At 62.3% G+C, this 13377-nt stretch carries 10 protein-coding genes; 3 read left to right on the top strand and 7 right to left on the bottom strand.

Translation table 11 applies throughout. From position 1 onward, the window contains the following. Positions 1 to 44: 44 nt before the first annotated feature. Positions 45 to 1064 (bottom strand): alpha-ketoacid dehydrogenase subunit beta, encoded by a 1020-nt coding sequence (locus CJ179_RS47025; RefSeq protein WP_095866041.1) that lies wholly within the window; start codon positions 1062 to 1064, stop codon positions 45 to 47. Next, complete coding sequence (locus CJ179_RS47020) at positions 1061 to 2179, bottom strand: thiamine pyrophosphate-dependent enzyme (RefSeq protein WP_218834935.1); 1119 nt, start codon at positions 2177 to 2179, stop codon at positions 1061 to 1063. Before CJ179_RS47020 ends, CJ179_RS47025 begins: the two co-directional genes overlap by 4 nt. A 977-nt stretch (positions 2180 to 3156) precedes the next feature. On the opposite strand from CJ179_RS47020, the gene CJ179_RS47015 reads away from it, so the two are divergent. Together CJ179_RS47015 and CJ179_RS47010 are read left to right on the top strand one after the other, a co-directional pair. Continuing rightward, positions 3157 to 3864, top strand: coding sequence for an IS6 family transposase (locus CJ179_RS47015; protein WP_095866040.1), 708 nt, complete (start codon positions 3157 to 3159; stop codon positions 3862 to 3864). Between the two features lie 390 nt (positions 3865 to 4254). Further along, positions 4255 to 5838 carry an ISL3 family transposase gene (locus CJ179_RS47010; RefSeq protein WP_095866039.1) on the top strand — a complete coding sequence of 528 codons (1584 nt, stop codon included), beginning with the start codon at positions 4255 to 4257 and terminating at the stop codon, positions 5836 to 5838. Between the two features lie 169 nt (positions 5839 to 6007). Here CJ179_RS47010 and CJ179_RS47005 read toward each other — a convergent pair whose 3' ends face one another. From CJ179_RS47005 to CJ179_RS46985, 5 genes are all read right to left on the bottom strand, one after another. Next, entirely contained in the window at positions 6008 to 6496 is a 489-nt protein-coding gene (locus tag CJ179_RS47005) for a nuclear transport factor 2 family protein (RefSeq protein WP_179377920.1), read from the bottom strand. Between the two features lie 178 nt (positions 6497 to 6674). Then, positions 6675 to 7184, bottom strand: coding sequence for a nuclear transport factor 2 family protein (locus CJ179_RS47000; protein WP_179377919.1), 510 nt, complete (start codon positions 7182 to 7184; stop codon positions 6675 to 6677). Between the two features lie 286 nt (positions 7185 to 7470). Then, on the bottom strand, positions 7471 to 9219 hold the full coding sequence (locus CJ179_RS46995; RefSeq protein WP_095866036.1) for an iron ABC transporter permease: 1749 nt from the start codon (positions 9217 to 9219) through the stop codon (positions 7471 to 7473). A 28-nt stretch (positions 9220 to 9247) separates the two neighbouring features. Next, positions 9248 to 10315 carry an ABC transporter ATP-binding protein gene (locus tag CJ179_RS46990; RefSeq protein WP_218834934.1) on the bottom strand — a complete coding sequence of 356 codons (1068 nt, stop codon included), beginning with the start codon at positions 10313 to 10315 and terminating at the stop codon, positions 9248 to 9250. A 283-nt stretch (positions 10316 to 10598) separates the two neighbouring features. Next, a complete protein-coding gene (locus tag CJ179_RS46985; protein WP_095866034.1) occupies positions 10599 to 11636 on the bottom strand; it encodes an ABC transporter substrate-binding protein in 1038 nt (345 codons plus the stop codon). A 735-nt stretch (positions 11637 to 12371) separates the two neighbouring features. Here CJ179_RS46985 and CJ179_RS46980 point away from each other — a divergent pair. Next, positions 12372 to 13304 (top strand): aldo/keto reductase, encoded by a 933-nt coding sequence (locus CJ179_RS46980; RefSeq protein WP_095866033.1) that lies wholly within the window; start codon positions 12372 to 12374, stop codon positions 13302 to 13304. The last annotated feature ends 73 nt before the right edge of the window (positions 13305 to 13377 follow it).

Raw genomic sequence — 13377 nt, 5'->3', positions numbered from 1 at the left:
GTTGGGTCCTTCAGCGGTTGGGCGCGGACAGGCCGCGGCTCGACTCAGTATCGGGCGACGGCGTCGACTGCGTCGAGGACGCGGTCGATCCCCGGCAGATACAGTTCTTCGGTACGCGAGGGCGGGTACGGGATGTTCGCACCACCGACCCGCTGCACTGGCGCCTCGAGCACCCCGAAGCATCGCTCGGTGATCGCAGCGGCGATCTCGGCGCCGAGGCCGACGAACGTGGGCGCTTCGTGGACGACGACGACGCGGCCGGTTTTGCTCGCAGATGCGGCGAGGGTGTCGAGATCGAGTGGTGAGAGCGACCTCAGGTCGATCACTTCCAGCGATCTGCCTTCGGACTCGGCCACCGTTGCCGCATCCAGGGCCACGCGGACGGTAGGACCGTACGCTACGACTGTGACGTCGCCACCTACTCTGGCCACTCGTGCCCGATCGAATGCGGGTGCATGGTCCGGTACCGGACCCAGCATCACCGGTGCCTTGTCCCAGTAGCGCCGTTTCGGCTCGAAGAAGATGACCGGGTCGTCGCATGCGATGGCCTGCTGGATCATCCAGTACGCGTCCGCGGGATTGGCGCATGCCACGACGCGTAGTCCGGCGGTGTGGCAAAAGTACGCTTCGTTGGACTCACTATGGTGCTCGACGGCGCCGATACCACCGCCGCAGGGGATCCGGATCGTGACGGGAACAGTGAGTCGCCCGCCCGACCGGGCACGCATCTTCGCCAGTTGCGAGACGATCTGGTCGAAGGCCGGATACACGAACCCGTCGAACTGGATTTCACAGACCGGCCGGTAGCCGCGCAAAGCCATCCCGATGGCCGTTCCGACAATCCCGGATTCGGCGAGTGGGGTGTCGATGACGCGGTCGCCGCCGAACTCGGCCGCCAGGCCCTCGGTGACACGGAATACCCCTCCAAGGGAGCCGATGTCCTCACCCATGAGCACGACGCGGTCGTCGTTGCCCATGGCCCGGCGGAGACCTTCGTTGAGGGCCTTTCCGAGCGTGATGTTTGTGGGGGCTGCTGCCGGTCGAGACTGGGTGGACGTGCTCATTCGAAGGATTCCCTCCATGCCATGTACTCCTCGCGTGCGGTTCGCAGCGCTGAGGTCTCGTTGACGTAGGTGTTGCGGAACGTTGCTTCCAGCGGAGCGGGTTCCAGCGATGTGCAGGCGGCGCGGGTGGCTGCCGCCAACGCGGCTGCTTCGTCGTCCAGGGCAGTATGAAATTCGTCATCTGCCCAGCCCATCTCGTCGAGGACACGACGAACGCGTGTGAGAGGGTCCCGGCCCTCCCAGAGTCGGACTTCTACGGCGTCGCGGTAGCGAGTCGGATCGTCGGACGTGGAGTGGCCTGCCATCCGGTAGGTGACGGCTTCGATCAACTCCGGCGGCCCCCCTGCCCGTACGCGATCGGCCGCAGCCGTCGTTGCAGCGTGTACGGCCAGAACGTCGTTGCCGTCGACCAGCGTGGAGTTGAGGCCGAAGCCTTCGGCTCGCACGTGCAGCGGGGTTCGACTCTGTGCCTCGGCGGGTGTCGAGATGGCCCACTGGTTGTTCTGGCAGAAGAACACAATCGGGGCGTTCGTCACCGCGGCCCAGTTCAATGCCTCGTTTGCGTCACCTTGACTGGCCGAGCCGTCCCCGAAGTAGCACATGACGATTTCGTCGAGCTCGGGATTCTTGCGACGGTCCGCCGCGACACCGAGAGCGTAACCGGTGGCGTGCAACAGTTGGGTCGCGAGAACCAGCGAATAGATGTGAAAACGGTAGGCTCGCGGATCCCAGCCGCCGTGCGCCGTTCCTCGCCACTGAGTCAAGAGCTCTGATGGTGTGACGCCGCGACACAGGGCTGCGGCCTGCTCTCGATACGACGGGAACACGTGGTCCGACGACTTCAGTGCGCGGATGCTGCCGACTTGCGCCGCCTCTTGACCTCGGCACGACAGCCACAGGCCAAGTTCGCCTTGTCGCTGCAAATTGTAAGCCTCGCTGTCGAATCGGCGCGCCAGCACCATGTCGCGGTAGAAGGCGCGCAGCGACGCCGCGCTGGATTGACCATCCGAATGGTCGGTGGTCAATGTTCCGTCAGAGCCGAGCAGCTGCATGGGCAGATCTACCGACGCCCCGCCGAAACCGGGTGCTTCAAGCCGACTGATCAGTGCGGTCATAGTGTCCTCCTGGTCGAGAAGTGCTGTGCAGGGTACGATGCTGGGGTCGATGAGCACCGATGGTGACGAATGTCCAAGGGCAGCAGCAGGTTAAAAATCGGCCTAGCGCCTTCCGGCTTGAACTGACGGTGACGATCAATTGATATTCGAGCATCGGCTGACCTCTGGATCGTGGGCATCGGCGGGGCGGCCGATTTCGTTCTTCTGAGGACGCTATGGCGGGCTGGTGCGAGTGGCAATATCTGCGCTCTTTAGTTGGAAAGACGGCCGCTAAATGGCGCCACAACTTCTCGATGAGGTGGATAAGGTTGCGCCGTGCGGTGGGTTTGTATCCAGGGTGCCGTCGTTGTTGACCAGCAGGTCTGTGACCTGGATGGTCGGGTCCTCGAAGTTCGCTGGGGGCGGTGGAGCGGGCATGGGGAGGCGATGATCAAATGGGCAATGATCGGATTGATGACCCGACGACTCGCCCTCGCACGCGGACGACGCCCGTGGTGGTCGGGCCGTGCGGCGTGACATTTTCAGAACACTTTCTCGAGAATCGGCGTCACGCCGATCCTGGCGACGGTGCCGATACCGACGGTGCCGATACTTCGTCGCTTACCCAGGCCGTCCACGGTGGGGGCTGAACTTGTCGTCCCCCTGGTCTACTCGTCAATCACACTGCGAGATTGAGCTTTACGAATCGGCGTGTGTGCCGGAGTGCCGGAGTGGTGAAGGCGGACTCTTGCTGCACTCGGGCAGGGTCTTTGTATGATCTCGGGGGAGTCGGCTGCTGAGGGCGAGCTACTGCCGAGGAGGATGTGGTGCCGCCCGGGGGCGGGTGAGTAGGTTCCGGTCCGGTGGGTATTCGGTTCGTGAAGGTGATGATTGCCCGTGAGCCTTCATGATGCGCTGCGGGGTTGGGTGGCGGGGCAGATGGGTGTCGATGGCACTGTCACATTAACGAGGATGCGTTCGGTGGCAAGATTCGTGGGATGACCAGCGCAATGCCGTCGTTCAAGCGCCACCGCTACCCGGTGGAGATCATCGACGAGTGCGTGTGGTTGTACTTCCGGTTCGGGTTGAGCTTCCGTGAGGTCGAGGAGCTGATGCTGCGCCGCGGTGTCGTGGTGTCCTACGAGACAATCCGGCGCTGGTGTCACAAGTTCGGGCAGGCCTACGCGAACGAGTTGCGCCGCCGCCGGCCTCGGCCCGGCGATAAATGGCATCTCGATGAAGTGTTCGTCCGCATCAACGGCACGCAGCATTATCTGTGGCGGGCGGTCGACCAGAACGGCAACGTCCTCGACGTACTGGTCCAGTCACGCCGGAATGCGAAGGCGGCCACGCGGTTCTTCCGCAAGCTGCTTAAGGGTTTGCGGTACGTGCCGAGGGTGATTGTTACCGATAAGCTGGCCAGCTACGAGGTGGCGCACCGCGAGACGATGGCGTCGGTCGAGCACCGTCGGTCGAAATACCTGAACAACCGCGCCGAGAACTCGCATCAGCCGACCCGGCAACGCGAGCGCGCGATGAAACGCTTCACATCAGTTCGGCACGCGCAACGATTCCTCGCCGCGTTCAGCGGGATCTCATCGCATTTCCGGCCCCGCCGGCACCGGCTGTCGGTGACCCGATGGCGCGAAGAGATGGCCGACCGATTCCGGGTCTGGAACGAGGTGACCGCAACAATGGCCGCCTGAACGGCGGAGCAGACCACAGCATTAGACTCGCTCTGAACTCAAACCGATTGTACCGTTCGCGATTTCAGTTAACGTGACAGTGCCCTCGATACGTCCCTACCAGCTGGTTGACGGCAATGATGTCCATGACCATTCGTTCCCTCGCTGACAACATGGAGCTCCCCTGTGCGGTGCGGTGATTGGTTGGGACCGCCACTGTCACCGCACAGGGCTCACAGCTCCGCTCGACACGACGAGCGGGGAACTCTACGCCGCCACCAGCAGGGAACGCACCTGGCCACCAGTAGGGACTTTTCCGGATCTGGCGCAAATTTCGTGAAGCCGCTTGGCGTGTCACTGACCTGCATCGGAGAGGTCGGGTGAGGATTCTCCGGGTGCGCTGAAGAGGGTGTGCGGGTCCTGCTCCCGCATCTGGCAGGTATCGATGTTGTCGGTGTTTGGCGAGTCGGGTCGACGATCCGGATCGAGGCCCGTCCCCGAGGTGACCGAGCGTGGTGCCCACGGTGCGGCGGTGAAGCCGCTCGTGTGCATTCGCGGTATCGCCGACAGTTGGCCGACACCGCGATCGGTGGGCACCCGGTCCTGATCGATGTCCGGGCCCGCCGGTTCTTCTGCGACACTACTGACTGCGGGGCAAGGACTTTCGCCGAGCAGATCGCGGGGTTGACCGAGCGGTGGAGTCGGCGAACACCGGCGGGGACGGCGATGATCGAAGCGATCGGCCTGGCGGCGGCAGGCCGGGCCGGCGCCCGACTTTCCGGCCGACTCGGAGTCGCCGTCGGCCGGGACACACTGCTGCGAGCAGTGCGGTCGATACCCGACCGACCCATCGGTGAGGTGCCCGTCATCGGTATCGACGACTTCGCACTCCGCCGAGGCCACGTTTACGGCACAGTCGTGGTGGACATGAAGACACGAACACCGATCGAGCTGCTGCCCGACCGCACCGCCGGCTCCGTCGCCACCTGGCTGCGCGGCCATCCCGAGATCGAGGTGGTCTGCCGAGATCGTGCCGGGGCGTACGCCGAAGGCGTCCGCACCGGTGCCCCGGACGCGATCCAGGTCGCCGACCGCTGGCACCTGTGGCACAACCTCGCCGGTGCGGTGGAGAAGACGGTAATCCGCCACCGCGCCGACCTGCGCCCACCCACCGAGACCACGAGCACCAACGACGGAATCGACAAACCCTCCGCGACTATCGACCCGACCGAAAGTGGCCTGGCCGACAGTCGCCTGGCCACCCGGACCCGGGAACGTCACGCCGCCGTCCACGAGTTGCTCTCAATGGGAAGAACGATCTCGTATATCTCCCGGACGCTGCCGCTCGACCGTAAGACGGTCCGGCGCTTCGCTCGCGCCGCCGATGTCCAAGACCTGCTGCCAACGACGCGGACCGGCCGCAGTCTGCTCGACGAATACGCACCCTACCTGGGTGAACGCGTCGCAGCCGGATGTGTTGACGCGGCAGTCCTCACACGTGAGATCACCGAACTTGGCTACCGCGGCAGCGCCAAGACCGTGCGCCGATTCCTGCAGCCACTGCGCGCCGCCCACACCGCACCGCCGTCGATGCCGGCAGCGCCCAGCGTCCGGCAGGTCACCGGGTGGCTGACCCGACGACCGGACCGGCTCACCGACGAGGACCGGGCCGGGCGCGACGCGCTGCTGGCGCGCAGCCCCGCGCTCGCCACCACAGGACGACTCGTCCGGGACTTCGCCGAGATCATGGTGGATCGGCGCGGCCACGACCTGAACGCCTGGATCGGCCGCACCCGGCGAGAAGGATCACCGGCACTTCGGTCGTTTGCTGCAGGCTTGGTCCGCGATCTCGATGCCGTCACCGCCGGGCTGACACTGCCGCACAGTTCCGGCGCTGTCGAGGGGCACGTGAACAGGATCAAGATGCTCAAACGGCAGATGTACGGGCGAGCCAACTTCGACCTACTCCGCAAACGCGTCATACATGCCGGATGATCAAGCGCCCCATAGTAATCACGAAATTTGCGCCAGATCCACTTTTCCATGGCCACGGGCATTCATCGACAACTGGAATACCGACTGCCAACCGTTCACCTGGACCAAGACCGCAGACGAGATCATCCCGGCACGCCACTCGAGGTAAAGAAACCTCATTCACGCGACACTAGGAATCGAAAGAGCGACCGATATCAAGCGGGTCACCGCTGCGCGGAGCGGTCTTGGGATCCCCGTCGTATCGATACTTGCGTGTTTTGAAATGCCACCGACCATTCAGCTTGACTAATTCGTCCATGTAGATTCCTGTTCGACTGATACCCGCCAACGGACCCTTAGTCCCCTTATCCGGGATTCCGTAGTCATGCGTTGACAGGCAGTATGTCGTAGACCTTGCGGCCTTCCCGTCGCCCTCAATCAAGGTACTGCTGGTGTTGTGCCGGCTGTGGCCGAGCGCGTTGGCCCCAACCGCAGTAGCGAAAGCGCGCAACTCATCGGGTCCCGTATGCGTTCCCATCACACCCGGCCTGACCGAGTCCGATATAAACGATCCGTCCGGTGCAAACAGTTTGACGAATGTATCGAGATCTTGGAAATCAATGGCGTGTGAATAGCGTGCGATAAGTTGACGGATCTCTTCGTAGTCGAGTGCAGTCATTGCCATATGTATCTGTACCTCCAGGAATTGAAACAGGATCAAAAGTCGGATTAGGCGATCAGATCACGCTTGGCCAATATTTCATCAGTGTCATTCCTTCACGACAAAATGGATCGGCCAATTCGCCTAAACGCAGACGAGAACGCGCGATCGTCACGGCCGCTCATAACTCCGATAATCACGACATGAGCTTGACCTCATAGCTTCCGAACGACCGACCCGCAGGCAGCGCCTTGCCGCTGCGCGAAAGCGCCTCTTCGTCTCCGTCATACCGGAAAGTTCGAGACTTGAAGTGCCAACGATCATCAAGTTTGACTAGCTCATCGATATACAGCCCGGTGCGGCTGATTCCGGAGAATGGCCCTTTGGTGCCTTTATCGGGCACGCCGTAGTCGTGAGTAATCAAGCAGTACGAACTAGCGCGAGCTGTCACCCCGTCGCCCTCGATCAAGACACTATTTGAGGTATGACGCGTATGCCCAGCCGCGTGAGTGCCTGAAGCGGCTGCGAACGCGCGCAACTCATCCGAACCAGTGTGAGTGCCCGCGACGCCGGGTCGAACTGCATTCGAATTAAACGATCCGTCCGGCGTGAACAAATTGGCGAAAGTCTCTAGGTCCTGGAAGTCCAGAGCGTGGGAATACCGCGCTATAAGCTGACGAATTTCTTCATAGTCGAGTGCAGTCATGGGCATTTAAAATAACCTCCATAGAATCACAGTCGGCCGACTCGTTGACGACCAAGCTTCATTTCGGATGAGAAAAACGAATAACAAGATCGGCCGCCAAGGCCACGTTCGAAGCCACAGAATGCGGACAAGAGCTTTCGGCTCGGCAGCAGCACGCGTATGCCGATGTGTTAGTGAGCGCAGCCATGAATGATTTCGACCCTGTAATCCAGCCCCGATCCAGCCCTCGGGTGCAGAGCATCAAATAGTCCGAGATCGTCTGGCGGTCCGGCAGGACCGCCAGATGTCACAGTTTCTCCAGTGCTCGACGGCCTCCGAAGAACATCGCTGCTGCGACTCCGAGGCTGGTCATCAGGGTCATGATGAGGGCGATGACCGCGACCCGGGGGTAGGACCCGCCGTTGTACTGGTCGTAGAGGACTACCGACATTACGTTCACGCCGGGTGCCCGGAGTAACAGGGAGACTCCGAATTCGTGGGTCAGCAGGACGAACATGATGGCAGCCGACGACGCTATGCCTGTTCGCGAGAGCGGCAAAATGATTCGGAAGAAGGTGCGCAGAGGGCCAGCGCCGCTGACCTGTGAGGCCTCCGTCGTTTGGCGTCCCAGGGCCACCAAACTGGATAGTTGGTAGCGCACTGAATAAGGAATCATGATTGTCATATAGGCCAGGATCAGGCTGGCCTTCGTGCCGTAGAGACCGATCGCGGGGTTGGCGAAGGCGAACAGGAATCCGAAGCCGAGCAGGGCGGCCGGCACGGTCAGAGGTAGGTTGGCCACGAAGTCCAAGATTGCTGGCAGCGGCTTCCAGAGTTTGTCCTTATTATAGATTCCTAGCGCGATCAGCATCCCGATAGGTATCACGAGCAGCACCCCGACGACGGCGACGACCAGGGTGACGATGATGGATTGCCGGACCGCTGCGTCAGCGAGCACATCACTGAAGTTGGTGGAGGTCAGCACGCCGAAGTCGACGGTACCGCTCCAGAACGGGGAGAAGGCGACGAAGCCAACCGCCAAAAGCGGGAGGATTGCTGCGACCAGCACGTAGGCGCCGACCATGGCGGCGCAGATCCAGCTCACGACGGGGTTCAGCATCCGGTTGTCCATCGTCGCTGCACCCTGGCCAACGAACCGATTCTGGTTGCCAAGCATCCTGCGCTGCAGCAAGACCAAGACTAGCGCCAGCACGATCAGCGGCGTGCCAAGAGCGGCGGCCAAGCCGTAATCCACCGGGTACTCGGCGCTGACCTCGTACATCCTGGTGGTCACGACGTCAATGCCCTCACGGCGTCCCAGGATCAGCGGGCCGGTGAACTGACCGAGCGAGAGCAGCAGGACCACGACTCCGGCGTAAACGAATGTGGGTCGTAGCAGCGGCAGGGTAATAGTGACCAGTGCCCGAAAGCCGCCGGCGCCGTTGACTCTCGCGGCGAGGCCGTAGTCCGCCCCCAGGTTCCTCAGTCCTGTGTAAACAAACATGTAGACGAAGGCCGCGAGGTGCGTCCCGGTGTAGAAGATGATCCAGAACAGTGTGTAGACGTTGATCGGGCCGCTGCTCCCTCCGGAAAACGGCGTCCACCGCAGAAACGCGTTCACGTACCCGTTTTCCGGAGAGAACAGGAACACGAAACCGACAACGTGGGCGACCGCGGGGATGATCAGCGGGAGCACCGGCAGGAACTCGAGGGCGGTCCGCAGGCGCGGTGTCAACGAGTAAGTACAGAGCGCCAGAATCGTCCCCATGACCAGGCCGACGGCCATGCCGCCAAAGCCAAGCAGGAGTGTGGTACGGAATACCTCGCCGATGCCGTGCATGTCGAAAAGGCGCCGCATGCCGTCGCCGCCATTCTTCCAAGCCTGCCACTGCAGCGGGACGAGGGGCAGGAGGACCATGACGGCGACTCCGACCGTCAGCAGCACCCAAAGCAGCTGATGGCCATCGCCACCGGGAATGAGGCGCCGGCGGTGCGGCAAGGCCGTCGGAGCCGGGTCGCCCGCGATGGTCGCCGTAGGCTTGTCGGTGGTGTGCATCAGAAGATCTCCCTGTCGCGCGCGCGGCTCATCGGGCCGGTGCCCAGTCGTCGACCAGGCGGCCGTCGGTGTCGTAGCAGAGGACGTGGGCGGGCTTCAGGCCGATCTCCACGGCCTGCTCCGGTGCCAGAGCACCGAGCCTCGAGGGGACGTCGATGAACAGCGTCTGGTCTCCCAGGCGCACGATGTGCTCGGCGTGGTCCCCAGTGGGCAGAACCTCGCCGAGCTCGCCCCCGGTGACCCAGTAGCGTCCCTCTTCCGCGCCGGCCCCGCGAGTGCCGGCCGGCCGGAGCAGCATGTCGCCATCCCGCATGCGAAGCGCGTAGGAACCTTTGAAGCCGGGGCGTACGAAACCGGGGAGAGTGGAACCGCCCACGCGGGCGCTTCCATCGCCGTTCGAATGGAGTTCGAGCCGGTTGCGCGCCCCGAGGAAGTCCGCGACGTATTCGGTGGCCGGGCGACTGTAGACCTCGTTCGGCTTGCCGATTTGCTCGAACTGGCCTTCCTTCATTACCGCGACCCGAGTGCCCAGCGCGAGAGCCTCCTCTTGGTCATGGGTGACGTATACGCCGGTGAAGCCGAGCTCGCGGTGCAGCATCCGCAACTGGGCACGCAGCTCGATGCGTAGCAAGGCGTCGAGGTTGCTCAGCGGTTCGTCCAAAAGGAGCAGGGCGGGCCGCGGCGCCAGGGCGCGCGCCAGCGAGATCCGCTGTTGCTGACCACCACTTAACTCCGGCGGGAAACGGTCGGCGAGGTGCTCACATTGGACGACCTTCAGGACCTCCTCGACCCGGCCTCGCTGGATCTCGTTCTTCATCCGTCGCGACTTCAGCGGGTAGGCGACATTCTGGGCGATCTTCATGTGCGGCCATAGCGCGTAGTTCTGGAATACCATTGCGATGTCACGACGGTTGGGTTGTACGAAGATGCGGCGAGCCGCGTCGACCACGGTCTTGTCGCCCAGCTCCACGGAGCCTTTGCCGGGCTTTTCGAGTCCGACCAGACAGCGCAGGAGGGTTGTCTTGCCGCAACCACTCGGGCCGAGAAGAACGAGCAGCTCTCCCTTTTCGATCTCCAGGGTGATGTCGCGGAGCACGTGGACGGACTCCCGCTTGCGGTGGAAGGTCTTGTTGAGGTTGCTGATACGAACCTGGACGGGGCGTATCGCCCCCGGTTCGGTCTTCTCGGTCGCGTCGGTGGCGCTTCGGTTCATCACTTGACTCCCCACGGGGGCCTCCTTGACGGCGCGTGAGCGCCGATTGCATTTGTCATCTCACGGTGTACGGGTTGCCCACTTGGCTCGTCCGGAAGCGCAGCAACTCGGGAAATGCCCTCGGCCGGAAGCGCGGCCTCCGGCCGAGCGCGGGGTAGACACACTTTCAGGCGGCGCCGAAGTACTCATCGAATTTCGCCTTCGCCTCCTGAATCTTCTCGGGCGCATACACGGTGGAGTCAAACAATTCCCAGCCCGCGAGGTCGAGGCTTCCCTCGATGCCATCGCGGCCGGCGGCGCCGAACCCATCTGCGTTGATGGCAGTCTGGCCCTCCCTCGACATCAGGAAGTCCGTGAACACGCGGGCGGCGTTCGGACGCTTGGAAGTGGCGATGGCCCCAGCTGCCCACGCGGAGGCTTGGCCCGGGTCCGGGTTCGCGGAAGCGACCGGAGCCCCCTGGTTCTGCAGATCTTTGACAATGGACGGCGTCGACAGGTCCGTGACGCCGACCTCACCGCTGGCGATCGCCTGGTTCATCGGGATCGAGGAGGGGTAATATTTCGGATCCTGTTGGCCGAGCGACTTCAGATAGTCAGGCCCCAGTTCACGTTCCATGAAGTCGATCATGGCGGCGTACGACGTGGTGACGTCGCTCTTCAGTGCCAGCTTCCCCTTGACCGCAGGGGCCAGCAGGTCGTTCCAGTTTTTGAACCCGTCCGGGAAGATGTTTGTGTTCCAGACGAGCATTGTCACCGGGAACGTGGTGGGAATGATTACCTTTCCCTTAACCTGCCAGTTGGCGTCCTTCCAGCCCTCGACATTGGGCCCGTTGATCTCGAGCAGGTTGTCGGCGATGTCGTTGAAGAAGTGGGGATCCGAGTAGATCAGCACGTCGGCTCCGTCAGTACCGGCACTGATTTCGGTTTCGACACGTGCGGGGAGCTCGCCCGCCCCCCGGGTGACATTAACCTTGATGTTGGGATACATCTGGTTGAAAGCAGCGACCACACGGTCGCTCTGGATGGACGGCGCGACGGTATAGAGATTGACCTGCCCCTCACTGTTCCCCGCCGCGACCACGTCTTCCCAGGAGCCGTTGACGACCGCGGCTTTCTCGGAATCGCCGGAACCGCAGGCCGTGAGAACGGTCAACGCGAGAGCAAGGAGTGCACCCAATCCTGCATTAGTCTTCCTGATTTTCATGGTGCTCCTGGTGATGGATCGTTAGGGAATTAGCGGATGCGATAGGCGGCCGCTTGTCGTGGGTGGCGAAAGATCTAGCGTCGTGCGCGAAAAGGAGGCTGCAAACGAGCGATCGTTCGCCGGGTAGGTAGCGAGATTAGCAATCGCCAATGTAACCGTCAACACAGTGATGGAACTCACACTGACCACTAGCGTGGATCGGCAACAAACCGGATCCGTCGGGATCTTTCGGTGATCCACTCGATCTCTAGACGGGCGAGCGCGGAGGTGGGAGATTTGGCGAGTAGGCACTCGTTTGCGTCATTGAGTCTCGAAACCTGTTAGATCCCCTACCATGTCGTGGATCTGTGAAGTCGCCACCAAGAATGCATGTGCAATCGACCTCATGCTTGCGAGCGTTCGTGGGCTAGCTCTAATGACCAGGGACGTTGGTGGGCGGATTCTCTTCGGGGACTCGCACAGGGTTGATGAGAAGAGAAGGCACCGAGGCCTTGGCCGAACAGGCAGTTTCGCGTACGGCGCCGGGACCTCGCCGCTTACGCTGTTGTAGGTCGACTACTTTCAGGATCGACGGCGTTTTACCTGCGGATCATGCCGTTCGCCGACGACCGTCGTGCAACTGGTGATCCAAATGCGGTTCCCTGCAGCTCGCCGGCCTTTGCCGACCTACTATCCACACCCGCGGGATCGCACGGTCTTGACCAGTGAGCCCACGCCGTCAAGGAAGGAATCGTCATGCGCTACCAATTGTTTGGACGCTCGGGATTGCGAGTCTCCGAGCTTTGTCTGGGAACCCTGGGTTTCGGGTCATCCAAAGAGTCCGAGCGCGTATCGGACTTGATGGCGCAGAAACTGTTCGAGCGTTTCGCTGAGGCGGGCGGGAATTTCATCGACACGGCAGCGACGTACGCGGATGGCAACAGCGAGCGCACCGTTGGTCGTCTGGTGAAAGTCCACCGCGACGACTTTGTCATCTCCACTAAGTACAGCCTTCAAGGGGGAGTGTCTCCATTGCGCGCTGGAAATAGCCGGCGCAACTTGAGGCGGACCGTGGAGGAGTCCCTCATGAGACTCGGCACCGACTACATCGACATCCTCTATCTACACGCATGGGACTTCGCGACGCAGTGGTGGGAGATCTTGTCCGGCATGGACGACCTTATCTCCTCCGGGAAGGTCCAGTACGTGGCTGTCTCCAATACTCCAGCCTGGCAGGTGAGTCGCGCGATCACAATGGCGGAATTGCGCGGGTGGGACCCCTTCATTGGCGTGCAAGTGCGCTACAGCCTCATCGATCGTACGGCTGAGCGAGAGTTCTTGCCCATGGCGAAGGAACTCGACCTGGCCGTGGCTGCGTGGTCACCCTTGGGTGGCGGCGTCCTAGCCAGCCATGACGAGCCGGGCGACGTCAGCGTGCGAGGCAAGCCCATCTCCCCCGAGGCTCGCAGAACGGCAGCCGCCGTACGTGCGGTCGCCATTCAGCGCGGCTGCACTCCAGCCCAGGTCTCGATCTCGTGGCTCAGGACATTCTCGTCTCAGTGGGGGGGCGTCATCCCGGTAGTGGGCTGCTCCACAGATTTCGAACTGGAGGATGTCCTGTCTGCCATGGACGTGGTGCTCGAGCAGGACGAGTTCGAGTTACTGAGCCCGAATGCACCGATTCGTTGATGTTGTCGCTGTGAATTCCGTTTTGTGGCAGCGGGTGGGGTGTGGGCGTGGGTGATCGTCCGACCTGGTGTGT

Origin of the sequence: Rhodococcus sp. ACS1 (assembly GCF_002300155.1) — a bacterium.
In the GTDB taxonomy this organism is placed as follows: domain Bacteria; phylum Actinomycetota; class Actinomycetes; order Mycobacteriales; family Mycobacteriaceae; genus Rhodococcus_F; species Rhodococcus_F koreensis.
The sequence above is the reverse complement of the archived record's forward strand: the minus strand, read 5'-3'. Positions and strand labels throughout refer to the sequence as shown.